This window comes from Halococcus sp. IIIV-5B (genome assembly GCF_003602035.1).
Taxonomy (GTDB): Archaea; Halobacteriota; Halobacteria; order Halobacteriales; family Halococcaceae; genus Halococcus; species Halococcus salsus.
The window spans coordinates 92,759-117,438 of the sequence record NZ_QZWE01000002.1 but is presented as its reverse complement, the minus strand read 5'-3'; the positions used below and the strand labels follow the sequence as shown (position 1 = coordinate 117,438).

The window sequence follows — 24,680 nt, the reverse complement described above, 5'->3', positions numbered from 1 at the left end:
AGTGCACATAAATTCATTCCGCGTCATATTCCGATGCTATGATGGACGATTTAACTGCGTTTCAACGAGATGTGCTCTACGTGATTGCAGGATTCGATGAGGAATCACCACCATACGACTTGGCGATCAAAGAAGAACTCGAGAAGCACTATTCGGGTGAGATCAATCACGGACGCCTCTATCCGAACCTCGATGACTTGGCTGAGATGGGCCTCCTCGAGAAAGGGAGTGTCGACGACCGGACAAACTGGTACCGACTCACTGAGCGTGGCCAGCGCGAGATCGACGCTCGCCGGGACTGGGAAGATCAGTATCTGACGGTGGAGGGGTAGCCGATGGTCGAAATTCCTGATTCCCTTGAGTGTCTGTTCACCACGTCACTCGAAGAGCAGAACGGCTCCTATACTTTCGAAGTACCTCGCTCGGAACTCGAAGAAGGCTCGCTCACAGCAGGCGAAACCTATCGTGTTGTGTTGTTGGAGGGCCCGGAGCCACCGACGTCATCGACATCGCCTACATCAACTCAGAGCCAGCCTGATGAGCAGGCTCCGCCGGTCGAGAGCGGGGATATCCGTGAGGTAATCATCGAATCGCTGGGTGACCAAGGCGACGGTATCGCGAAAGTCGAACGGGGATACGTCGTCATCGTCCCAGGAGCCCGTCCAGGCGATGAAGTGACCGTCGAGATCGAAAACGCGAGGGAGAACGTCGCGTTCGCAGAAATTCGCGAATCCGATTCTACGAGTAGGAATGCACCGTCGCGGGAATCAGGAGAAACGCTCGCAGCTGAAATCCCCGATGATGACGAATAGCCTGCTGAAGAACGTCTGACGCGCGTCGGACGTACATTCAATGTTACTGGGGACGAACATTCGGTATGGACTGGGAGCGTCGACTACCGCCGCTCGCCGAGGACGCTCTCGATATCCTTGCTGCAGCGGCTGAAGACGAGACCAAATCTAACGACGAGGATGGTGGCGATGAAGGTGGGGGTTCGAAGGTGGATTTCACGAAGGATGAGGCTACAGCTATCCTCGTGGCAGATGAGGATTTCACTGAAGGGGATGCGACGTATGCATTGGAGGTGCTCTTCCAGCGTGGCCATATCTACTACGTCGACGACGAAGTCTACATCACCCCAACCGATGATTGAGAAGCACCAAGTAGGACACACCACTGTTTCCGGAGGTTCCGGAGCGTCTTACCTAACAGTGGATCGAGGATAGCATTCTTTGTTAGGTAAGAACATGCTGGGACAGATCCTGTGGGGAGAACCCAAAAGGTTTGCAGCGGGTTTCGTTTTTCGGGAGGAAAAGGAGGAGCGCTGCATCTCCAACTCTGTATCTGGAAAGAGTACCATTGAAAGAAGTAGGATTCGGAGCGTTAGGGTTCAACTTCCCAGATAGTTCAGTGCTCCTCACGTTGTTCGACATGGATCTATAGCATGGAGTGCATTATGCAAGAGGGATTCTCTGCTTTTCTTCGGCATGCTCGCGTCTGATGTGCTTCTTTAGGGGTTTGTAGCCCTTAGCGCCGATCTCAAAGGTTTGTTGACAGAAGAGACAGCGGTGGTAGACAGTCACGATGTTCAGGCATAGCACTGGAGATGTTTGCAGATGTCGGTTAGTTTCTAGATTATGATGTGTGGTCCTCCACAGCCGAAATGAAATGGGGTGAGGGGAAGTGTCGCTTGAGGGACTGACTGAAGATGCTCTCAACCACCATCTTCAGAAAGGAGTACCTTTTCGACAGTAGAATAATCGACATAAACGGCCCTCGTTCCGAGCTCATTACCAAGGGCAATAGCGAAATCTCTTCGAGGAGAAGGAATGCACTACCATCTCTGTACTAGCGAACCATCTGATCCGGTGGCTCTCTAATTCATTGTCTATCTCGAACGGTGATTTAAGTAGATAGACTGAGTTTAAGCAACAAATGAGTGGTTCCACGGGAAACTACACGGTAGAGGACGCGAAAGACAATCTCAAAGTCCTCCGTGCTGGCTCGAACCACGTCGTTAGTGCCATCCAAAAGGCAGCCGGTGAAGATGTCCTGGATTTCCTTATTCGCGAGCAGAATTTAGACATTCATTACGAAGGGGATCAGGGTATCGGAGCAATTAGAAAAGCCGTTCTCGAATCGCCACATGCCTCACAGGGACTGAAACGGACAGTCATCACTCGTGGTGATGATACTCCTAAGCAAATGCTGGTTCCAGACGACGTGGAGCGCAACGCTCGAACAGCACTTCGAACTGGCAAACCCGTCGTTCTCTATGGCCCGACTGGAACTGGGAAAACCACGTTTGCAAAGCAGCTCGCTCTCCAGCATTGCGTAGGCTATTCATTACATACTGCAACTCCATCTTGGACGGCAAAGGACATTATCGGTGGAATCGGTCCGAAGCTCACCGGCTCGACTGGTATGCAATCATTGGGGTATCAAACCGAGCTTGGTGCTGTTTCAGAGGGAGTCAGACGAGCTCGAAATTTCGACATATCTTACTCCGTTATCCTCGACGAGATCACACGGGCCGACATCTCACAGATATTCGGGCCGCTCTACACTGCTATCGAGAACCGAAACCAGACCCTGATCGAGACCGACGACGGCGAAACCATCGAACTCGACGAGCGTCTGAGCATTATCTGCACGATGAACATGTCGGACCGGACGGTCAACGAACTCGATAACGCGATCACGCGACGCTTTGCGATGATCGAACTCGACGAGTACGACGACAAGGACCGACGGGCCTTGTTCAACGGCTGGATCGAGAGCAACCTCGAGGACATCCCGCTTCTCGACGATGCCGAACTCCTCGACCTCTTCGAACGTGACTACGACGGTATCAATCATGGCTCTGAACACGCCTCACGTGGCCCGATCATGCGGTTCGGTCCGATGCACTACCACGACGTAACCGTCTTCCTTCGTGAAGCTCTCCAAGACGAGAGTCTGTACATGGATGACCCCGAGCGAGCAGTTGGACAGGCCTTCCGTACGTTCATCGTTCCCCGCCTCCTGAACTCTGCAGCGTTCCCGCAGATAGAACAGATTGAGGAGCACTACCGAGCGCTCAACGACTCCTTCGGATCGTTCGACCTCGATCCCGCCGCTGAACTCGCTGGGCGAGAGCTCGAGGCCGAGCAGCGCCGAATGGGTTCGTACCAATAATGAGTAGCGCTGCGCCCGACGAGTCGTACACCTACAGCCCCGGAACGTTCCGTATCCCTGAGCGGGGTGAAATCCGGATTGAGGGGTGTCCACCGTCCATTGGCGAACAGCTTCAACGAGCATCATTCGAGCGAGAAACGGACACCACTTTCGTCAAAACTCAGGAGTCGCTCGACGATCAGGACAAAGAATATCGGGTTGTCCGGGTGCGGCTCGACGGACCGGTCATGCATGTCTCAGCCCGTGACAACGTTGGTATCATCAGTCTTACTCCGCGCTCAAAGCTACGGATCGAACCGAAGATCGACTGGGACTCTATCTTCGATATGCTGCTGGCGGTACACGGTCGTCGTCGCTCTGTCGAGTACCACGGAATTCCCCTCTCCGAGTTTCGAACTGAGGACATTGATCTCGAAGATGTCTTCTTGATATTGGCGATCAACTACCTGAACGGACTCGAGGACATCCATCGAAACGGTTTCGTTCGTCGATTGGAGACACGACGGGCCGACCTCGAGCAACCCCGAGGCGTCATCGACGTCGAACAATCACTCGTCAACCAGGCCGAGGGCCGGCCACAGCAACACTGCCTATTGAAGGAGGTCAACTACGACGAGTCCGCAAACTCGCTGCTTCACTACGCCGGGACGCACCTGCTTCGCCTGTTTCGGCAGTATGAGAGCAAATACAATCACCAAGCGTACTACCATATCTTCTCTCAGATCCACCAAGAGATACGCCACTTGGAGAGGCTAGACGTAAGCAGCGGGTACCGACGTATCCCGGAGTACCGCCGCTTTTCGCTACGTGACCTCCCCAAGCAACGACACTACTACCGGCAAGCTATCGAGGTCTCGAAAGCTGTCGTTGCGTCTTCGCTTGGAACACCAACGATGGAAGGGGACCGCGAGCTGGTCGTAGACTACGTTCTAAATATGGAGTCGCTCTTCGAGCAGTATTCGCAGGTCGCTATTGAGGACGAACTCCGTGCTATACGAGAGTACGACCGTCTCGACCAGACGGAGAACGTTTCGTCGGTCCGCTCACCGACGCTGAAGCCGTTCGATAACGAACAGGTGTATCACCAGCCAGATCACGCCGTCGAGGAGGGTGATACGACGCTCGCCGTCCTTGACTCGAAGTACTACGCCGAAGGAAAGGACCCTGTGAAGAATGGAGGCTCTCGCTCCCGCCTCTTCAGCTACGCCTACCTCCTCGATACCGAATACATGGGATTCCTGACGCCGCTCGCCGAACCACGAACCCGCACCGTTGCACAGACTGGAGCGGAACTGCGTATCGTCTCGCCCGAGGATAGCGGATTCTCCCTCACCGCATATCACGCGAGTATTCGTAGATACTTACATGGGGTACTCACAGATCGGTATCCTGCACTTGCCGTCTACAAAGCTGTCGAGGAACACGCTCTCTGCCTGGATCAGTACGATGCAACCAATTTGCATCGATTCACCGAGTCCAATGGCCCGTTCGACTTCAGCAACGTCAACGAGTTCTCGCTCCGGGTGATCAACGCAGCAGCAGACACGCTATCATCACAGCATCACTCACGCTCCGACCTCGAACAGGAAGGCAAGTGGACTCGACGACAGATCAAAACACATTGTCGGGAACACGATCCCGAGACGACGACGTGCGTCCCTGTATTCAGGGACGAGAATGGAAAAGAGCGCATCGACCTCTACTTCGTCGTTCGTGAGGACGATGGGAGTCCAAAAGACGTCGTCGTCGAGAGTGGTTTTCGCCTGCTCTGAGTGATTTCACTTCTGAGCGAATCAGCCCCTACTGTCCTTTAGAATGGCGCAGTGAGCCATCCGCTGCTTCGTCGCTTTATCTGTGGCCCGAAGACACGGCTCAGACGGTACAGGCTCCCATCTACCTGAAGTTCGAAGTCTCGGTGTCGACGCTGAAACGAGTCCTCGACGACGAACTGGATCGTGGGTAGCGACGACCTCGTCTCGAAGGTGTTTGCCTGACGGTCCATCAGCTTCGACAATTCGGCCGCCGCCTCGTCGTTTTTGAGCGCGTCGCCGAGATTGACTACACAGACCGTACCGGGAACGTCGTCGTCTCGAAGCATCCGTTCGAACTCTTCGACCGGTACTTGGTGGTCGAAGAGGTCACACTCGCCTCTGACGACGATATTGTACTCGCCTGAGAGTTTGCCTGGTTCCGGCATCTTTACTCGAAGTTTATCTCGACGGAGATGTTCGTCGCCTCGTCCGGCATTCGTTCGAATAGGTCACGGACCTGTGTGTAGTCCTCATCGGGTTCAATCGTGAGTTTCGTCATCGTCTCTTGGATCCTCGCCGTCCCTTGGAGTGGTCCGGGAATCCCCATCCGGTCGGTCAACTTGAACCGAACTTCCCCATACGTAACTTCCCCAGAGTCCTCTTCATTTCGCCACTTCCGACGTAGTTCCGCTACGTCGTCTCCGTTGAACTGGAAGCGCCAGCCCCCACTTGGGATACGGAACTCGTATCCCGGTGACCACCGTGTCGGGTCGCCCGATCCGTCCGAAGCGATGACGTACTCCGGTTCCGAGTCGCGTCCAAGATGATCCAACAGGAACGTCTGGACGGCCGCTTTCGTCACACCTGAATCAAACCGGCCCGCCACGCTGCCGACAGTAAACTCGTCACCTCCTTCCAAATCGCTCAAGTAGGCGATGATCTCGTCGCCAACGTCGTCAGACACGATGGGAACTAATCTCACGTTTGTCGGGTCACGGTCTCCGAGTGATGCAACGTACTCGCGATCGATATCAATGCGATAGTTCTCGACGAGCGCATCACTCACTACCTCTCGAAATATCTGGTCAGTCTCGTCCCCCGGGAGATAAATTGACTCGTCGCGCCGGATCGCCTCGAGAACACGCCGAGTGTCGGCCCGACCGTCCGATTCCAACGCGTCATCGACCCGCTCTCGTACCTCGCCGCTCCCGATCGGGTTGGCATCCGAAACGTCCCGAATCGTCGCATCGGATTGGGCTTTCGAGACGACGTTCGCGCCGCTGTAGAGAACGTACTTGTCGTCCTGCGAGAGGCGTCCAACGGCCGTCATGACGGTATCGTGGCTATCACCTTCGAGCCAGACGTCCCTCCCGTCGAGGAGTTCGAGTTCGAAGTTCCCGATATCGATGGACTTCGTTCCACTGCCGAAGCGCTGTCGAAGTTCCCGTTCAACATCCTCGGTTGTCCATCGCGCGACGTCGCTCTCGTTGAGCAACATCGTGTCGAGGGAACTCCCGTCCAACGATTCCGAGAACCCTTTCGGTCCGTGGCTAACCACAGGCTTGTCGGCAAGCGCCTGAACTGCGGCATCCACCACCGCGCTTGGATCCCCCGGTATAGGATACGTTGGCTGTCGGAGGAACTGGTGGTAGATATCTTCGAGACTGGCTTCACCTCGGCGGTCGAGCAAGTCCTCGACGATCGGCCAGACGTGTGTTCGCAGATCGATTCCCTCGGCGGCGACACTGTTGGCGATATCCCCCGCGTGAAGTGGTTCGTCACCAGAAACGAAAACGTCGAGATCCATCTCGGCCGCCATGTCGAACTCGTTGAGGAGGTCATCGCCGTCAAGGATCTCACCATACGCGAGTTCCACCCGATCACGGAGCTCTCGCCGTTCATCCTCTCGCTGGCGTTCGACGGACGAGCGTATCTCGTCGTCGAGTGACTCGTCTTTGAGTACTTCTTCGGCCCCATGGATATACCGCGCCTTCTCGATGAAGCCCGTCCCCGATTCGATCACCTTGTCATCACTGGGTTGGACGAATACGAGGGTGTTACGCCACTCACGGCCAGGACTGCCGCCGGCGTGCTTGATGACTGTCTGGACGTCTTCTGGTGTCCACTTGTTAGCCTTGACGACAATTTTGATCTCTCGGCTGTCGGGAACCTCTTTGAGGTCACCATCAATGAACCCTACCGGATAGGCGTTCACACCGAATACGTCCGCAACCGTCCCGGCGATCTCTTCGAGCGCATCATCCTCGTCGACTTCGTTCGCCTCATTCTGAATGAGTGCGTTGGGGTTCTGGCGGTCTCGGATAGCGTACTTCCCATTCAGCTTGTGGAGATACCACGCGACGCCGTAGAGCTGTTCGAGGTTGAGGACGACATCCGAGACGAGGTCCCCCGTTCGGTACGCGCCCATCACGATCTCCGCCGTGCCAGCGCCCTCGCCTTCGTCGGGCGTCAAACTATAGAGGAGGATCGTGTTCAGGATCCGCCGCCCAAACGGGATCGCTTCGGGATCAACCCTATTTCGGATGTCCTCGATGCAGACGTTTGGGCGGTCGAAGTTGATCCGCGAAAGTTCGTCCTCAAAGAGGACGGCGTCGATATCTCCATGGGTGACGAAATCGGTCTGTTCGATGAGTCGTGGACTGTCTTCGTTGTTGGGGTCAGCTTCTGGATCCGCCGTTGTCGTTAGAATCTTCGAGAAGAGATAGATCATCCCGCGGGTGTTCTGATTACCTTCGTCGGCGTAGTATCGGGTTTCGAGGGCATCGAGGAGTACCGGATGGAATGGATACGCCTCCCGCATCTCGCGTGTGAGGTCGCTCGGGAGGTCGCCATCCGGTACATGGTCGTTGTCGGCGTAGGCGTCGACGTAGTCGTTGGTGATCGATTCGACCGCGTCTTCGTCGATATCGTCGATGAGGCGGTGGCGGAGTACGTCGCGTTTGCTCACCTTACTATTCATGTTGACCTCGGAGGCGTTCTCGCGTTCGAGGATGTCGTGTACCTCCGAGCCCCGACGGAGGACTGAGACGATGGCGAACGCGTCGGCGTCGTCCGCGTCGGTGGCTTCGAGATACGACTGGAGGAAGCCGCGATTGGCTGTCTTCCGCTGGCCCGAGAGCGTGTCGAACCAGTCTTCGAGCTCGTCGACGAGGAACGCGACTGTTTTATCTCCGATCGCTTCGAGGACGGTTTGTCGGTCGGGATAGCCCCCGCTCTCAAAGGTTCCAGGGTCATAGTCGAGGGCGTCGAAGAACGGTTCCCAGAGATACTCGGGCTGGTAGTCCTGGAGCGAGACAGTGATCGCTTCGGCATCCGTCTCGTTGGGGAGGGACTCACCAATGCCGTCAACATGCCGGTCGCCGAACGTCCCGGCCGCATCTGGGGAGGCGAAACAGTGGTAGAGCGCCACCATCTGGTGGGACTTCCCGCTGCCGTACGAGCCATAGAGAATTTGGGTGCCGTAGTTGCTGTCGCCACGGAGGGCGTCACGGAGATCGACGAACGCCTCCCTAAGTCCCTGGGTCATCAACGTCCGATCGAAGAAGGTGGACGCTTCAGCCTCGAACTCGTCCTCGTCGCCGACGTTGTAGAGTTTGACCTGGCCGTCGATCTCGCCTTCCTCACGGAGTTCCCGGCTTACCGTGATCGTATCGGCGATCGTTCGGGAGAGCGGTTGTGTGCTCGCCATCAATTAATTCCGTGATGGAACGATAACAGCATAAAAACTGTGGTGAGTCGCTCTCGAACAGGGTTCGAATCGGCTGGCAGTCCGGTGTAGCTGGCGACGAGCTTTCCACCATCTCTGGCGGAGACGGGTGGTTGTTATCTCAGTAGTCTGTGAGGATGAAAAACTATAGGGAGATACGCCGTGAGGCTTCGACAAGACCGATGTCAGAGGAAATCCACCGCCCGAACAAAGACGAGCGCACGACCCTCCCTATCGAGAAGGGGTTTCCTATTGAGCGCGTGAACGAGATCGCGGCGAAGGAGGGCCGGGCGAAGATGCACTATCGTCCAATCTACACAATGCATAAGTGGTGGGCGCGCCGTCTCGGCTGTGTCTTTCGAACGATTTGTCTCTACGCGCTTCTTGACAACCCAGAAAAAGTCACTGTCCACGAACCCGGCGAGAACGGCTCGCTATCGGACTTCGGGGCGGGTGCGAACGATATTCAGGAACTCCTCGACACCGTCGATATCGCCGATCCCGACGCGCTCTGGGAACTCTACCCCAAAGACGTCCGGATTGAGGACAAGAAGATCCTTGACCCGTTCATGGGTGGCGGTACCTCGCTGGTGGAGGCCTCGCGGTTCGGGGTCGAATCAGTGGGATACGACCTCAACCCGGTGGCATGGTTCGTTACGAAGAAAGAACTCGAAGCCGGCCAGACCAACGTCGCCGAACTCGAAGCCGCGTTTGAGCAGGTCAAAGAGGACGTGGCCGAGGAGATCCTTGACTACTACAAAACGCCATGCCCAAATGGGGGTCACGACGCGGACGTGATGTACAACTTCTGGGTGAAGGAACTTGACTGCGTGGACTGCGGGCACACAGTACCGCTATTCAAGGACTACCGCGTGGCGAAGGGGCGCTACGAGCACAGCGAGCAGTACAACGTCCTCTGCCCGGACTGTGAGTCGGTGGTTCGCGTGGACGACTGGCAGTCGGAATCGACGTGTAGCGAGTGCGCCCATGAGTTCGTCCCGAAGGAGGGCAACGTGAACGGATCGAAGTACGCATGCCCGGACTGCGGCGCGAAGTACGCCATTACGGACGCCATCGGCGAACAGGGTGGGTTCGACCTCCGACTCTACGCGCTCGAGTACTACTGTCCGACCTGTGACGACCACGGACGCGAAAAGAGCGCCGTGAAGGGCTACAAACGCGCCGAGAACGCCGATATCGAACTGTTCGAGCAGGCCCGCGAAGAATGGGAGTCGTCTCCGGAGCTCCACGAGTACGTCCCGAATGAGGCAATTCCACCGGGACATATGGTCTCCGAGCGAAATCCGGTTTTCGACCACGGCTACGAGAAATGGTCGGATATGTTCACTATACGTCAACTCCTCGCGCTTGCAAAACTACTCAGATCTATTGGGAATATCAAAAACAAGAACGCTCAGGAGTTCCTCATTCTGGCCGCTTCAGAGTCGCTGAGATACACCAACAGCATGGTTTCCTACAATACATCTCATAACAAGATTGGTGACTTTTTCCGGAACAATTCTTTTGCCCCTCCAATGTATCCAGTCGAAAACAATGTTTGGGGAAGTGTCTGGGGAAGTGGCACATTTAGTGCGATGTTTGAGATGATATTAGATGGGGTAAGGTACGCTCACTCACCTACCGAGCGTTACGTTGAGGATGACAATAACGCCGAAACGCCGCCATTCTCTCAGCCAATCGGCGAGAACGCAACCATCCATCGAGGCGATATGCGTCGCATTGACGCTGAAGATGAGTACGATGCGGTCATCACCGACCCGCCGTACTACGATAACATCATCTACTCTGAGGTAGCCGACTACTTCTACGTCTGGCAAAAAATCCTTCTCGAAGGCGAGTACGAGGGATTCGATCAGGAGAAAACGCCACGCGCCGAGAGCATCGTCACCAACCCATTCTTAGGCAAGACCTCCGAGGATTTCGAGTCGGAACTCCACGAGTCGTTTTCGGTTGTTCATCGTGCATTGAAAGACGACGGCGTGCTTGCATTCACCTACCACCACAGCGATTCCGATTCGTGGGGTGAGTTACTTGAATCGCTGTGTGACGTTGGCTTCGAGGTGACGGCAACGTATCCGATCTCTGCAGACATTAACAAATTCATCTCGGGCGAGGCGGTCGAGTTCGACATAATCATCATCGCCCGACCGGCGGACGAGCGCGACCCGATTTCGTGGAACAGCCTCCGGCGGAACATCTATCGCACGGCCAAGAAAACTCGAAAGCGACTCGAAGAAAACCGTGACCTCTCGCGGGGCGACATCGGCGTGGTCGAGATGGGCCGGTGTTTCCACGAGTACTCGAAACACCACGGTGAGGTCGAACGCGCCGGCGAGATGATGAGTGCCAAAGAAGTCGTGGATGAGATCTATGGCGTCATCCAAGACGGCAGCGACATCGGCGAGATCGATGTGTTTCTCGACCTCCTAGAGGATACGGACCCCGGCTACAACGACCTCAACAAGCTCTGTCGCGGGACCAACGCCACGCCCGAGCGCATGGAGGATATGCGTCTCTACCGGATGGACGATGGCTTCGCGCTCGGAACATGGGACGACGAACGTCGCATCGCATACATCCAGAATCGCGTCGAGAACGACGAGGAACTCACTGACCTCGACAAGGCCCAGTTCCTCCGCTATCGTTGGGAACACGGCAAGTCCGTCTCGGGCTACTTGAGTGAGTGGGACGTTACTGACGACCTCCGGGAACTCTGTGAGGGCCTCGCCGACGCCACCGGCGACAATACTTACCGAAACATTCTCGAATCGCGCCTCAGCGACTACTGAACCTCGACTTCCGGGGTCGACCCATTCCATGTAATGTCTAATATCCCTTCAAGCCTGCTCGCATCAGCCGATGTGACCTGAATCTTCTGTTCGCTCCACTCGATGTTGTCTAAATCATCCTTACTCAGTTTTGGTGCCGTATCTACCAATGGATGGGAGCTCTCCTCCTCCTCATATGTTTCTATTCGGACAGGATTGGTTTCCCATACTTCCCCGGACTCTCTTATTTCGTCTATAGTTTTTTGCTCGCCAAATTGAATCCTGCTATCAATGCCGTCCGGAGGTGCTGGCTCAGAGTGAACTGCGAACAAATCGAACTGTGCAGTCTCCCCTCGATTCAAGTCGACTCTTGTAGGTGATGTTGATTCATTCCAGCTTGGGGTGATGTCAATGATGTATCTCTTGTAGACGGAAACATCACGAGATTCAATCCCGTCTGGACCGAGCCTGGGTCTCTGCTCTGTTGTGTCTTGATGCCCAACAAACCGAACTTTCGGTTTACAATTGGACGCTAAAGATCGACCTTTGTTGGATATTTCAACATGATACTGGCCCCAAGTCATTTGCTCTTCGAATTGTGACTCGCCTTGCTTGAGTACTCCTGGAGCAAAGTCTAACTTTGGTCGTGAATAGAATTTCCAAAGCCACTTTGAGCCTATTGTAGCGATGAATCCGCCGACAGCACCCGAAAGTAACGTTGTAGCAAGACTCATTCTGGTAACAGAACACTTCAAACTCGACGACGAATATAGCCTGTGTTGTTAGAACCAGCAGTGGCTATTGACTGGTGATATAGGGTTTTTCTCAGATGCGGATAAACTGGGATTATGCACAATTTTAGTAGTGTAGATACAGTCTAAAATCATAGACATGCAAGTAGTATCGAGGGTAGCAGTCAGAAAATGACCGACAACCTCCTGGATGTCGAGTGGCGCGATGGTGACACCGAGGCGTTCGCCGAACGCTTCGCCACCGACGTCGATCTCGACGACCACCTCCTCACCGCGTGGGCCAACCGCCTCAAGGCCGGCCAGCCCGATACCGAATTACGCTCGCTCTCGCATCTTGACGAGTCGAACGTCAAACTCCTCGAACACCAGGTCAACGCCGCCCACCGGGCGCTCTTCGAGATGAACGGCAAGGCGCTCCTCGCCGACGAGGTGGGTCTCGGCAAGACCATCGAGGTTGGCATGATCCTCAAAGAAATGCGCTATCGTGGCACCGACGACGCCGTCCTCGTTCTCACCCCGGCACAACTCGCCCAGCAGTGGCAGGCAGAACTCCTCGAGAAGTTCGGTCTCGACTTCACCTGTAACTACGACGATGACTTCGCTGGGTTCGATGCTCACGACCATATCATCGCCAGCATCGACACCGCAAAGAGCGAGCGCCACCGCGAAACCGTCCTCGCGCGTGACTGGAACGTACTCGTCCTTGACGAAGCCCATTACGTAAAAAACGAGGACACCGACCGCTATGAACTCCTTGGGGACCTCGCTTACGACTACGCCTTCTTCCTCACAGCGACACCCATCCAGAACGATGTCACGGACCTCTACAACATAGTCTCGCTCCTCCGTCCGGGGCTGTTTGGGACCCGCGAGGCGTTCCATCACTACTTCGTCAACACGTCCCAGGAGACGCTGGTCAACCGCGACGAACTCCAAACCCGCCTTCGAAAAGTGATGATCCGCACGCTCCGCGAGGAGACGGATATCGACTTCACGCCGCGGCGGGTCACGACTCGGACCTTCGCCCCCTCACCCGCCGAACGTGACCTCTATCAGGCGGTCACAGAGTACGTCCGGACAGCCTACGCCGAGAGTCAAGGCCAGAAGCTCGTGTTGATGACGCTCCAGAAGGAAGTCGTCAGCAGTCCAGCAGCACTCGAACGGACGGTCGAGAAGCGACTGGCGGACGAGAGTACTCCAGCCGACCATATTGAACAACTCGAAGCGATACTCGACAGCGCCGAGGCAGTAACAAGTCCCACTAAACTGGAACGAGTCCAGGCGATTACGGACAACGCCCGCGAACGCGTCGAGAAAGGGCGAGTGATCGTCTTCACGCAGTTTCGAGCCACCCAACAGGCCATCCTAAACACGCTCGCCGGGGAGGGCTGGACGACGCACGCTTTCCACGGCGGCCACTCCAGCGACGAAAAGGAGGATATCGTCGAACGGTTCGAAGACGAGGGCGGGGTGCTCGTCTCGACGGACGCGATGAATGAGGGCCGGAATCTCCAGTTCTGTAACGTGATGGTCAACTACGACTTGCCGTGGAATCCGATGAAGGTCGAACAGCGGATCGGTCGCATCCATCGGATCGGCCAGGACCGCGAGGTCTACGTCTTCAACATTGCCCTAGAGGATACCATCGAGGAGTACGTACTGGAGCGTCTCTATCACAAGATCGACCTCTTCCAGCAGTCCGTCGGCGAACTCAGTGAGATACTCACCCGACTAGAACAGACCGGTCGAAACTTCGAGGACGAAGTGTTCGAACGGCTGGTCGGGGCGGGATCGGCGCTCGATTTGGAGAATGATTTTGATGCGATGGCCATCGACCTCCAGGAGCAACGCGACCTCGCGGACAAACTCAACGACTTCAACAACGGCGTGTTCGATGGCTTCGATCTGGGAGCGAGCGATGACTGACGCCGCAATGGCTGTGACCGAACGAGCCGTCGAACGATTCGCGGAGTCGTATCTTCGCTCGCTCGGTGCGGACATAGTAAAAAACGAACGTCAGTGGACGGTTTCCCTTCCAAGCGATGCGGAGACTGAATTCGAACTCGACGAAACGGTCGTCGAGATCGCTGGTGATCTCGAAGAGACAAGCGACGATGCGCTCACCATCGCCCCGGAGAGCCCATTTGTTGACCGACTCATTGAGGAAGCTGCAGCACGCCAGCCGACTGGGACGCTCACACTTACGAATGAACACTGGGAAATCCAGCTACCGTCCTGGATCACTGCTGGACCGCTGGAGATCACCGACCAGACGTTCACCCCGTACTACGACCGACAGGCGCTCTGTGCGCTCTTCCACATCGGCATCGAGACAGTGAGCGAGTATCAAACGGAGAAACTCCGCGCAGTGGCTATCGACCTTGCTGACCGAGAGGAACGCCCCCAGCTCGCGGATAGCTACCTAGATCTCACCGAGAACGGTACGCACGAACGAATCACTGCTGGTCTAAGCATCGACGAGCAGTCGATAGCGAGTGGACTTGAGCATGCACGAAAATGCGTCGAGAACGAGATCGGGCCTACGATACAGGCGATCCGCGAGCAAGCGAGCCATGCCGCGGAAACCGAGTTCGACGAGTACCGGCAGCTCGTGCGCCAACAACGGAATGAGCTGAGTGATCAGATCGACCGAACCATCGAACGACTGACCGAAGTTAATGAAGCCATAGATACAACCGCTGAACAGAGCGCTCGAGTACGCGCGCTCCGAAGGCGAAAGCAGCTACGGTCAAAGGTCGCCGACCTCCGCTCGGAAGTGACTGACCTCACCACGAAAATCGAGAACGGATTCCCGAAGAAGCACGAAGCAATACGCGACCGACATTCACTCACAATCCGTATCCATCCTGCAACTGCCACAGTAGTTTACTACGAACGAGGTGATCTCACGCTCACCTTGAGGGGGGAAGACGCTTCGAAAGCGGTCTCATACCCGTACGCTGTCGGTATTGGCGTGACTAACAGCCCAACCTGTACGCGTTGTGGCCAGGAGATCACGTCGGCGAATCCTCTCACACTCGATAGCCAGCAATTCATCGGATCAGCTTGCTGCGCGAATACCTAGTGAGAAACTATTGGTTGCTCAGACTGGCGGGAAGGTATCCGCTTAATGCGGTGCTCGCGGGTAGCGAGAACGCCGCTATACACAGGGGAAGAAACGACACAAGGCGGCTATCGCGACCTATTCGGTTTCAAGCGCAGCGTAAATGTCGGCATGACGCTCTGCGTCGAGTCGTCCCATTTCGAGGGCGATCTCGTGGCGTTCTTCCTCAGTAGTCGCCGATTGATACCGCTCGTACAGCTGGCGGACATCGTCGTCGGGCTTCGTCGAGGAATCAACACTCGATGCCATCTTCCTACCAAGTGTAGCTGTTGGGTCCACTAATCAGTTCCGACGAGCACAGGCTCGGAAGTAGATGACCGCTGTTTCGGTGTCGACGTCCGTCTCGTCAGTCGCGAATCGGTGCATTAGGGCACGAATCTCGTCGCCGTACTCGAACGTGTACCCGTTCAGCATGTAGAAGACAACCACTGTGCGGAGTGCTGTTCGTTTGTTCCCATCGACGAACGGATGATCCGCAACGAGCAGTCGCATGAGATGGATTGCTTTCTGATGGAGCGAGTCCGGTACCTCGCCGAAAAACCCCTCAGAAACGTACTGGAGGGCTGATTCGACCGCGTCCTCTGACCTCACACCTGGTTCGGTGAGATCCCCCTCCTCAACGATCTGTGCGTGGAGATCGAGAATCAGATCGACGGAGGGGTACACGAACTCGTCGCTCACACTCGAATCTCCTCTCCAAGCTCGTATAGTCGTTTCTCACGGTCGTATTCGTCCCGACAGAGCTCTTGAGCAGGTAATTGAGGGAACCATCAGTCGAACCTCGATTTTAATTCGTTTGGTGCTAAGTCCGAGAAGGCACGAAGTTCGGCGAGAGCACGATTGAGACGGTCGTCGGTAGCTACACCATCGAGATAGATAGCGCGACGTTGTTCGTCCCTGAACAGTCCAACGAGCGTGCTCCGAGGGATCCCCGAATTTTCGGCGACGACCAACTTCCGCTCACCATGCTTGAGACGGAGAAGCGCCTCGCGAGTTCTGAGAAATTCCTCGATATCAACGTGGAGAACCCCGTTTTCGTCGGTCACGAAGCCACGCGGTGGCCGACCGGTCCACCTCCCAGCCTGCTGGGCGGCTCGGATCCCTGATTGGATACGGAGAAGGTACTGCTCGTGTTCGATCTTCGCGAGATCGCCCATGATGCTAGCGATCATGGTGTAGATGGTTCGCTGGATGGGTGGGTCCTCAACGTGGATTGAGAGGCCGAGGTCGAGCGATTCAACGACTGTCTCTCGTTCCATGCAACGTTGGATAAATCGATGAATTTCACCAGCACCGAGCCTCGAGAGTCGTGAGATCTCGTGAACCACGACGAGGTCGTAGTCATGGTTTTCGATAGCCTCGGTGAGTTCGCGGTACTGTTCACCACCGTGTTTGGAGACGCCTGAGATAACGTCCGTGTACGTATCGATGCTCGTGACCTCTGGGGAGTTCGAAATGATGTGCTCACGGCACTCGTCAAGTTGCCGTTGGAGGTGCTGCTCGGGGGTACTGACACGGGCGTAGATAGCGGCTGACTGCACCACTAATGTCTCGGCAGTGGGCGAGTAAACGACGTGGAATCAAAGGTGTAGCTCTCGTCACAATGGCCATTTGACTTTGTTGTAATTCCCCACTCACAGGCTTACAGCGTGCTCCAGTTGCCACTCGTTGCTCAGTGCCTGCTCTCCGCTATCCGTTCCACCGCTAGTGAGAAGACCGACGTGATACAATTGGGCCTTGAATTGGAAGTAGGCACCTGACTTGTAGATCGCTGGATTATCCTGTTGTGTTTCGTCGAGGTCATCGTCCGGGGTGAGTGCGTTCTCGCGCTCACCAGTTGTGATGAACACCTCGATGGCAAGTGGCTTGTTCAGTTCACAGGCGCTGTGCGAGCAGATGCTCTCCGAGCGCGATCCGACGCTGTTGAGTTACACTACGAAGTAGCGACTCACCAGTAGCCATCCCTGCAATTTCCTTGTTGTTCAAGAGTCGGTTCTAAGGTAGCCTCTAACATTTCTTGCACAGATCCACTGACGCTGATGAGAAGAACTCATAAGATTTGAAAACATATCTGACACATCGAAAATGGCTGAAGAAAACACAAATGTGGACGAAGGATCTGATTCCACCAGCGAATCTACTGGTGTACCAACCCCGTCGAGCAGCAGAGGCGTTTTATCAGCGATATCAGCGATACAAGATGCACTGGATCCTATTGCAGGCTTCCGCCAGCGACTCAATCAAAGTAATTCGATGGGAGAGGCGATAGTAAATATGGCAAGAGCACAGCAGACCATAGAGAAAAATATAGATCTCAATAAGATGCGTCGTTTTTCGCTAGAGTATCAGGAGAGCCTTCGTGCGATGCAGGCCACGGAAAGGAATGTGAATCGGTATATGGAACAGATACAGCCAGCTGTCAATTCCATACAGCAAGTGTCCGGTATTCTACAGGCATACAACGATAATCTGTCTTCGGTATACAACATCCTGACCGAGTGGCGTGAAAAGATTCGGCTGGCAGTCGAGGATCAGATCGAGTTAGAAATGCCAGCGAGATACGAGTCAGTCGATCCCCACCCTACTGCGAAGCTTGTGGCGGAACAATGGGCAGAACAATTCATAACTGATCTTGAGGAAACCGACGATGAGTACTTTGAGAATGTTGTCGAACGGATGAAAGACGGTCTTGATGATTTTCGGAACGAACCAGAGCGTCCATACGCTGCGATTCATATATTTATCACTGTCCAAGACTCGCTTCTTTGGTGTCTTTGCTCTCAAGACGAGGATATCTCTCAAAACGGCACGAACGATTCGGGGCTTCCAAAATACAAAACAAGTGACAAGCAAACTGCTCTTGAGCGAAATTACCGTGCCTATTTCGGTGTGGAAAGCGACGATGTTTCGAACTTTTCGCAATATAAATGGGACTGTTTTTGGGCGCATCGGCATGCGATAATGCATGGAGATGTGAATGCTACCTATGATATGAACATCGCCACAACTGCTTTGCTGTTCTTTGCACTGACCGCTAATTCTGTGCTCGAAATCATTCGTGAAAAAGTAGAGAATGATGAAGAATTCTCAATCATTGAGGACGCCCGGATTGAACAGGCTTTGACGTCCCTCCCAGCAGAAAATCAGAACGACCCACATGAAGCGTTCAATTTCATGTTTGATTGATGTGTTTTCATACTGGAAAGCGAGTACAACTTCGCCGAAGATAACAAGCGCGCTGTGGGATTTTGATCGAGAAGTGCAGTGTCGATCATCAGCTCGTCTCCGGTTTCACAAATCGCGCGGCGATCCCGGTACCGTTCAACATCCAAGAACCGGCCGTCGACCGCGACGACGCGCCAGCTCGCGCCCGACCAGCGAATCACGTCATTGGGCTGGAACGAGCAGTCAACATCCGAATCGCTCGCTGAGAGCGCCATCAAAGACCTCCCGATGGCGCGAATACGCCATCGAACAGCGAATCATCATCAAGCGCGCACCAGCCCGTTATCCGCGCCTCACAGAGGCTCGTAAATCGCTCTTCGTCGGTGATGGAGTGGAACTGGTCGTAAAGTTCGCCCAGCTTTTCCGGGGTTGGTTGGCGATCCACTCGTCGTCGTGGAGTCCGAGATGATGTTCACGTTCGCGGTCGACGACGTGACGGATCACGACGAGGGCGACCTTCGGGATGGCACGCTGACTCCCGAAGGCAGTGAGGGCGAGGTCGACCATGGTCCCGATAGCTCGGTCGCGCTGCCACGGGGTAAGATTGAGGCTACTACACAAGGCATGGGTCAATCGAAGCTTTTCGAGCCGGTGAGCACGTCAACCCACTTTGTACGGCGCTGCGAAATTAGTTCACGTTCCTTCCGAATATTCTGGGCCGATCCAATCTCGATCGTCATCAAAATAGGGACATCCATCCTTATGCCCTGCCTGCTGCCAATATTGCGTGATTAGGGGTTCCAAGCAGTCATATATCATGTCATGAGACTCGACAACGATCCTGTGCCCATCATGGTCGTAATCACCAGCTGAAACGGGTGTATCAACCATTCTCGTTTGGTATTTTTCGCTCTTGAATCGTGGATAGTCGATTCCTGCCAGTTCATATGTCCGAGATTCAACGGTCATTCGAAACCCATCGATACCAATCAGGGTAATTACTGCGTGGATATTGCCATTGAATCCTATTTTCTGGAGACGATTCAATCCTGCTTTTGCAGTCAGTGCTAAGTCTCGATCCAACCAAACACGGCGGCCCTGATTGTTGTTGAATATGAATTTGTCACCCTCATTTTTACCGAACGGAGTGGTGGTTACAGCTTCAAAGAGGCCGTCTGTTCGTAGATATGTGTACGAGGGGAATGTTTCTGAGCGAGCATTTGTGCAATATTTCGCATCACCATTCATGTAGGGTGAGTGGGCTCCAGTCAAATGACCCCATATCGGAGGATTTGGGAGATCTTCAACCCGTTCGACCGAGCTACCAGAGGCTATCCCGCTCGGTACTAAATGAAGGACTGCAACTGGGCCTGGTTGCAGCCCACCTGTGAAGTCATCTCGAGACTGTATGGTGTCGATTCGTGTGCTAAGAATCTCTTGTATCTCATCAAGATGGTCTTGGTCGCGATTGAGATCAACATCAAGATAACGATAAGCCAGACCTGGTGCGTCGCTTTCAAGAGTTCCGATGATGGAGGGTTTATGAAATATTTCCAACCTCCAATCATATTCATCCATTATCTCTTCATTCATTTCCTGTATGTTAGGTTCGGTTATGGATTGGTTTGTGAAATATACTAAGAGAGTAATTTCCTTACCATCATCCTCTAAATCCTTGACTTTTGAAGCATCATCTCTTAGCTTTCTACGCCAATCTTGTCGGACACTAGCATGAGCAATGCCGGACGCATCACCGAGAGACACGTACGCATCCACACCTCCATCTTTCCCTGTTCGGTTTGTCTCTCTCACCTCATACCCGCGCGCTCGCAGAAATCCAGGAAGAAGTTTTTCGAGTTGAGAACCAGACATATTGTCTACTTCGTATTCAAGATCATCAGCCATATAGATAGTAGTGACTACCACTCGACAAAATTCTTCGGTTCAAAACCTGATGATGAGCCCTGTGGTGCTAATAGTTGTTTTGCTAATATTCGTCAAATTAGCCATTCGAGTAGTCTTACCAAACGTTCAGACGGATCCGTATCACTGTTTGGTAAGAGTCACATCGAAAGCCCTTGGGACCCCCTCCCTTTGGTATAGTTCATCTTCTAACACCTAATTGATGTTCTCGCGGTCTCAGTTCGGCCCGATGCCCTCCCTCGCATCCGCGTTCTGACGTCGCGAATCCCGACGTCGTTCGTCGCGTCCCATCTTGATCGTGGTATCATGCTACTCGTGCGCGTATTTCGAAAGCGCATTCCGACGATAAAGAGTAGTATGCATAAAATCTCAACAGAACTATAATTGCGGAGTAGCTCTCAACTGGACAGTAAGAAGATGGTCCGACAGGACAATATTGACGAGGCGAAAAAGAAACTGGGATCCGCTGAAAGGTCCTACGACGCAGCTAAAGGAAGTCACGGTCGAGATGAAATACGAAATGCCGCCAACTACTACCCAGGTTCTTTCTTTACGCACTCGCAGTGTGCCATCGAGCACGCAACTAAAGCTCTATTTTTACTACTGGGGGTAAATGTGCCACAAGAGCACTTCATAGAGATGGACAGCGGTGACGCAGAAAATTCACTCAATGCATCGGAGGCCGAGCTCGAGCCGCGTTTCACAGAGCAAATCGCCCGAATACTATTTGTCAATCAGTTGTATGGAAGTTCCTATCCAACCTCAGAATATGGCATTGAAACGAGTCAGCGAACAATCGAAGCCAATAGCTTCTTGAACCGTATGGAGGCTGACCACGCCTACGACCACGCTGACGAAGTCATAAGAGGAAGCCGGCACATCATCTCATACGTGGAAGTGAACCATTTCTCCGGGTGAGTATTCGTCCAGCTTTACAGTGCAAATCTTCCAAGGAAATTAGATAGTCGCTGAGCGGAGTACAACGGCCGAACCCTGAATACGTCAAGTAAGCCAGATTTTTTGCATGGTACGAAGCGTTATCCTTCTCGGATTAATAACGATGATAGAACCCGAGCTATGGAAGTCGAGAAGGTCATCTCAAAAGAAAGTGGAAATTACGATCTAATTACCGGAACTTCCGAAACTGGCTCGCTCTACGCAATTTCCAAAGAGCGTGGAGGAATCATCCTCTTCACAGAGTCTGGAGGAACAGGAAGTGTGGACACACAGGCGCGTATGTCCGCTTCTCATATTCATATCACAGAGGATGGCCCTGCAGGCGTTATTGGGTTCATGGACGATGGTATGCTCTACGGCTTTCAAGGCAGCGGCTCTTGGGGACGATCATACGAGGGGCTCTGGGACCTCGATTTATCAGACGATATGCGCCGAGTATGTGCGGTTTCTCAACCTGTTGAGGGTCCCGGAACTGCTGTGTGCTATGAAGATGGGGAGAAGGTCTGGGACGAGACGCTAGATGAGTCAGTTGGTCTTAGTGTCTCGGCCGGGCCAAAAGGTGGTAAGATAGCTGTAGGCGCAGGGCAATATCATCTCAACGAGGAGCCACTATCTCGGTTCGGTGAACCTGGGGTTCATTTCTATGAGTGGGGCAAAAAGGAGTGGTTCGAGGAGACCGATGTAGATGTAATTGGGGTCGCTTTCGATTCAGAGAACGACCGCGTTGCCGCTGGATTAGACGATGGTTCGCTTATCACGTACGGTACCGACGGCAGTAAGCTCTTCAGGAAAGATGGCGCTCTCACAGCATCGAACGTACAATGGGAAGCCGAGGACGAGGGTGGATTCATCTCTATCTCTGGCGACCGTACATCAATCGTCTCCCACATTTTTGGGACCCTCCGGTGCATCAACACGGGAGGGGACGTACGTTGGGAGTCAGAAATAGATAGTATCGTATTAGACGAGAGATCAATGCAAGTCGACCAAAACGGTGATAGAGTTCTTATTACCACAATGGAAGGAAAGGCGTATCTCGTCGAGAAAGGAGACATAATCTGGGAAGAATCGTACTCTGTCGGCCCTGTTCGTGGCTCTCTTTCAAATGATGGGACCGCGTGGTGTTTGTCTATCCAGAACAATGATACCGGTACCAACACATTCGAGGCATATCAAGAGGCATAAATGGGAGAGGAGAACGGCAGCCGCGAGAACTACGATGGGTACGGAGAATTGTACCGAGGGAAGCTGAAGTCTGATCCAGAACAGGAAGTCAAGGCTCTCCAAGAGAAGGCAATAGAGTGTGTAGAGGGCTTAGACGGCAACGAAAGAACAACAGAGGGGAAATACCTGCTCAGTTCAGATGAGAGTGTTCAGCTTTTCACATTTTTCACAATGACTGCAGCAGTCATAGAGGAGCTATCAATCATTCTGTTATCAGAGAAATTGACTGATACTGAGGTGAGTTCCTCAAACTCGTCTGCCAAGTACTATGAAAGCAAGGTCAGCCAGAGTCAGCGACAGAAGATTCTGATGCACAGCGGTATCGTGGGGACTGGAACGCATGGTCACATGGACAAAATCCGAAAGCACCGAAACGAGATCGTTCACAGCTCCCGACAAAGAAAACTGGTTGAGGATCCAGATGAAGCCAAAAACAAGATTAACGATGGGATGTCAGCGGTTGAGGACCTCTGGGAAAAGGTAACACAGTAGCGCTTGCGAAGTAAACCGACAGGGCGATTGTTCGTCATGGAGAATGCAGGGTTTCCACATTCTGAAGCAAACCAGCGCTGATTGTCTATCAAGCTAACCCAAAGTTCTCAGAGAGTGTCTTAGAGGACTATTGGCTGTCGGCCTCTTCGAAGGCATCGGTCATCTGCTTAGCAAGGTCACCAGCTTCGATATGCGAGTAATGCTCGCGAACGACTTCCTCAGAGTTATCGAGAGCTCGAGCAGCAGCCGCATGACCAGAGGTGCGGACCAGGACCTCACCAGCACCGCGGCGGGCACCGTGGGGCATCAGATACTCGTCCTCATCAAGTTCGATGCCTGCCTGCTCACAGAGCCGTTTGAGAACATGCCGTCCAGCGTCGGTCGTGATAGATGGTGGGGCAACGTCGACTTCGACACAGGACTCGATGAGCGATTGGTCTTCCTTGATCTCATCGACTTCCGTCTCAGTATAGCCACGGTCGGTGAGTGTCTCGGTAATCCGTTGGGAGAGCGTCGGTCGGTGGAAGGAGGGAAAGACTGGCCAACTTGGACTAGGAGCGTCGAGAACGCGCTGGTAAGCCTCTAGGGGATAGACCACAGGCCCAGGAAGGCCCCGGTCATCAAGGCGCTGCTTTTTCGCAAACACCGTCACGTAGCGGTCCTCGAGGTGGACGTCTTCCCAGTGAAGCCCCTGGCGTCGGTCATCGCTCTTGTCGCGGAGGATCTCTGCTCCCCGGACCCCAGAGTACGAGAGGAGATAGACGAGAGCGCGGTCGCGACAGGCCTTGATTGCAGCCTCTCGGTCCTCACTGACGTTGTCGATAGCTTCGTGTGCTTGCTCGTCGACGTAAGAGGTGAGCTGTTGGCGGTCATCGGCGGACCAGGCCTGCTGGTCGCCGCTCTTGTGCCCGCCATCGTCAGGGATGGGTTCAGTGGCATTGCGTCGCTGGGCGACGTTCTCAGCGAGATGGCCCTCACGAACGGCCCACCCACAGAAGGCGGAGACGTAGGCGTAGTAGGTTCGGACTGTGCCCGTCGCCCAACCCTGGCGAGTGAGATGCCGTGCATATTCGCGGAGATGGCCAGACTCCAACTCCTCGAACGTTGTCACGGCGTCTTCGTGCTGAGCGAGGAACCCGACGAATCGGTTGAGCTCTCTATCGGCGTCGCTCCGATAGTTCCCGCTCTTGCCACCCTGGCCCTTCCCTTTGTCTGTCAAGAAGTCCTCAGTAACTGCATCGATACGAACCACACTACACACCTCCTCTTTCACTGACTCCAGCATGGTTCTCAGCCCGCGTAACCAGGGTTCTGGCTATTGACATCGTGTTGGCTGTGGCAGAGGGCGGGGTGGTCCCTATATTTACTGGTCCTTATTGAACTAAGCACGAGTAACCTGCTATAGACCTGATTCCGGCGATCCCAACATCCTGAAGCCCTGTAGCGCCTGAAACCATACTTATAAACTGTATAACGAGATACACAACTCTATGGGGTGGATGTTGAGAATCCGTGTCTAATATCGTCCCTAATTGAGCGATTTCTATAAATCTGTCCGGTTTAAGAATAGGTATCGTGGTAGAATTCCATACAAACATT

Annotated in this window: 22 protein-coding genes and 1 pseudogene; 13 read left to right on the top strand and 10 right to left on the bottom strand. The window is 54.1% G+C overall.

Annotated features, from left to right (window positions below; all coding sequences use genetic code 11):
* Positions 1–41: 41 nt before the first annotated feature.
* From D3261_RS02535 to D3261_RS02515, 5 genes are all read left to right on the top strand, one after another.
* Positions 42–332: a PadR family transcriptional regulator gene (locus D3261_RS02535; RefSeq protein ID WP_120068775.1), complete on the top strand. Its 291-nt coding sequence runs from the start codon at positions 42–44 to the stop codon at positions 330–332.
* 3 nt (positions 333–335) lie between these two features.
* Positions 336–812: a TRAM domain-containing protein gene (locus D3261_RS02530; RefSeq protein ID WP_120068496.1), complete on the top strand. Its 477-nt coding sequence runs from the start codon at positions 336–338 to the stop codon at positions 810–812.
* A 65-nt stretch (positions 813–877) separates the two neighbouring features.
* A complete protein-coding gene (locus D3261_RS02525; protein WP_120068494.1) occupies positions 878–1,153 on the top strand; it encodes a hypothetical protein in 276 nt (91 codons plus the stop codon).
* Between the two features lie 782 nt (positions 1,154–1,935).
* Complete coding sequence (locus D3261_RS02520; RefSeq protein ID WP_120068491.1) at positions 1,936–3,177, top strand: AAA family ATPase; 1,242 nt, start codon at positions 1,936–1,938, stop codon at positions 3,175–3,177.
* Positions 3,177–4,949, top strand: a complete 1,773-nt coding sequence (locus D3261_RS02515; RefSeq protein WP_120068488.1) for an McrC family protein — start codon at positions 3,177–3,179, stop codon at positions 4,947–4,949. Before D3261_RS02520 ends, D3261_RS02515 begins: the two co-directional genes overlap by 1 nt.
* A gap of 38 nt (positions 4,950–4,987) precedes the next feature.
* Here the strand turns inward: D3261_RS02515 and D3261_RS02510 are convergent, their stop codons facing one another.
* Both D3261_RS02510 and D3261_RS02505 read right to left on the bottom strand, forming a co-directional pair.
* Positions 4,988–5,374, bottom strand: coding sequence for a hypothetical protein (locus D3261_RS02510; protein WP_120068485.1), 387 nt, complete (start codon positions 5,372–5,374; stop codon positions 4,988–4,990).
* Positions 5,375–5,376: 2 nt separating this feature from the next.
* Entirely contained in the window at positions 5,377–7,908 is a 2,532-nt protein-coding gene (locus D3261_RS02505; RefSeq protein ID WP_233553836.1) for a DUF499 domain-containing protein, read from the bottom strand.
* 231 nt (positions 7,909–8,139) lie between these two features.
* Here D3261_RS02505 and D3261_RS20580 point away from each other — a divergent pair, with 231 nt between their 5' ends.
* Together D3261_RS20580 and D3261_RS02500 are read left to right on the top strand one after the other, a co-directional pair.
* Positions 8,140–8,652 carry a hypothetical protein gene (locus tag D3261_RS20580; protein ID WP_233553835.1) on the top strand — a complete coding sequence of 171 codons (513 nt, stop codon included), beginning with the start codon at positions 8,140–8,142 and terminating at the stop codon, positions 8,650–8,652.
* A 185-nt stretch (positions 8,653–8,837) separates the two neighbouring features.
* Positions 8,838–11,465, top strand: a complete 2,628-nt coding sequence (locus D3261_RS02500) for a DUF1156 domain-containing protein (RefSeq protein WP_120068480.1) — start codon at positions 8,838–8,840, stop codon at positions 11,463–11,465.
* On the opposite strand, the gene D3261_RS19540 is transcribed toward D3261_RS02500, so the two are convergent.
* Positions 11,459–12,028, bottom strand: coding sequence for a hypothetical protein (locus D3261_RS19540; RefSeq protein WP_147464880.1), 570 nt, complete (start codon positions 12,026–12,028; stop codon positions 11,459–11,461). The genes D3261_RS02500 and D3261_RS19540 overlap by 7 nt on opposite strands.
* Before the next feature lie 339 nt (positions 12,029–12,367).
* Here D3261_RS19540 and D3261_RS02495 point away from each other — a divergent pair, with 339 nt between their 5' ends.
* Positions 12,368–14,122 (top strand): DEAD/DEAH box helicase, encoded by a 1,755-nt coding sequence (locus tag D3261_RS02495; RefSeq protein ID WP_120068478.1) that lies wholly within the window; start codon positions 12,368–12,370, stop codon positions 14,120–14,122.
* Positions 14,115–15,281 (top strand): hypothetical protein, encoded by a 1,167-nt coding sequence (locus D3261_RS02490; protein WP_147464879.1) that lies wholly within the window; start codon positions 14,115–14,117, stop codon positions 15,279–15,281. The genes D3261_RS02495 and D3261_RS02490 overlap by 8 nt, the downstream gene beginning before the upstream one ends.
* 117 nt (positions 15,282–15,398) lie before the next feature.
* Here the strand turns inward: D3261_RS02490 and D3261_RS20250 are convergent, their stop codons facing one another.
* From D3261_RS20250 to D3261_RS02480, 3 genes are all read right to left on the bottom strand, one after another.
* Positions 15,399–15,569 (bottom strand): hypothetical protein, encoded by a 171-nt coding sequence (locus tag D3261_RS20250; RefSeq protein ID WP_199693884.1) that lies wholly within the window; start codon positions 15,567–15,569, stop codon positions 15,399–15,401.
* A gap of 33 nt (positions 15,570–15,602) precedes the next feature.
* Entirely contained in the window at positions 15,603–16,001 is a 399-nt protein-coding gene (locus tag D3261_RS02485; RefSeq protein ID WP_120068473.1) for a type II toxin-antitoxin system death-on-curing family toxin, read from the bottom strand.
* Between the two features lie 89 nt (positions 16,002–16,090).
* The gene (locus D3261_RS02480; protein WP_233553834.1) at positions 16,091–16,864 is read right to left on the bottom strand and encodes a recombinase family protein; all 774 of its coding nucleotides are present in this window, start codon (positions 16,862–16,864) and stop codon (positions 16,091–16,093) included.
* A 541-nt stretch (positions 16,865–17,405) separates the two neighbouring features.
* On the opposite strand from D3261_RS02480, the gene D3261_RS02470 reads away from it, so the two are divergent.
* A complete protein-coding gene (locus tag D3261_RS02470) occupies positions 17,406–18,506 on the top strand; it encodes a hypothetical protein (RefSeq protein ID WP_147464878.1) in 1,101 nt (366 codons plus the stop codon).
* Here the strand turns inward: D3261_RS02470 and D3261_RS19535 are convergent.
* The 3 genes and pseudogenes from D3261_RS19535 to D3261_RS02460 form a co-directional block, all read right to left on the bottom strand.
* The gene (locus D3261_RS19535) at positions 18,464–18,760 is read right to left on the bottom strand and encodes a hypothetical protein (RefSeq protein ID WP_147464877.1); all 297 of its coding nucleotides are present in this window, start codon (positions 18,758–18,760) and stop codon (positions 18,464–18,466) included. The two genes, D3261_RS02470 and D3261_RS19535, sit on opposite strands and share 43 nt — an antisense overlap.
* Positions 18,760–19,145, bottom strand: a pseudogene (locus tag D3261_RS02465) (DNA-directed RNA polymerase subunit epsilon); the annotation flags it as partial. The pseudogene D3261_RS02465 and the gene D3261_RS19535, both read right to left, overlap by 1 nt.
* 33 nt (positions 19,146–19,178) lie before the next feature.
* Entirely contained in the window at positions 19,179–20,390 is a 1,212-nt protein-coding gene (locus D3261_RS02460) for a restriction endonuclease (RefSeq protein WP_120068465.1), read from the bottom strand.
* Positions 20,391–20,825: 435 nt separating this feature from the next.
* Between D3261_RS02460 and D3261_RS02455 the strand changes: the two genes are divergently transcribed.
* From D3261_RS02455 to D3261_RS02445, 3 genes are all read left to right on the top strand, one after another.
* Complete coding sequence (locus tag D3261_RS02455; RefSeq protein ID WP_120068462.1) at positions 20,826–21,326, top strand: HEPN domain-containing protein; 501 nt, start codon at positions 20,826–20,828, stop codon at positions 21,324–21,326.
* A gap of 159 nt (positions 21,327–21,485) precedes the next feature.
* A complete protein-coding gene (locus tag D3261_RS02450; RefSeq protein WP_120068460.1) occupies positions 21,486–22,550 on the top strand; it encodes a hypothetical protein in 1,065 nt (354 codons plus the stop codon).
* Positions 22,551–23,081 carry a hypothetical protein gene (locus tag D3261_RS02445; RefSeq protein WP_120068457.1) on the top strand — a complete coding sequence of 177 codons (531 nt, stop codon included), beginning with the start codon at positions 22,551–22,553 and terminating at the stop codon, positions 23,079–23,081.
* 127 nt (positions 23,082–23,208) lie between these two features.
* Here the strand turns inward: D3261_RS02445 and xerC are convergent, their stop codons facing one another.
* Complete coding sequence (gene xerC, locus D3261_RS02440; RefSeq protein WP_233553833.1) at positions 23,209–24,366, bottom strand: tyrosine recombinase XerC; 1,158 nt, start codon at positions 24,364–24,366, stop codon at positions 23,209–23,211.
* Positions 24,367–24,680: the final 314 nt, after the last annotated feature.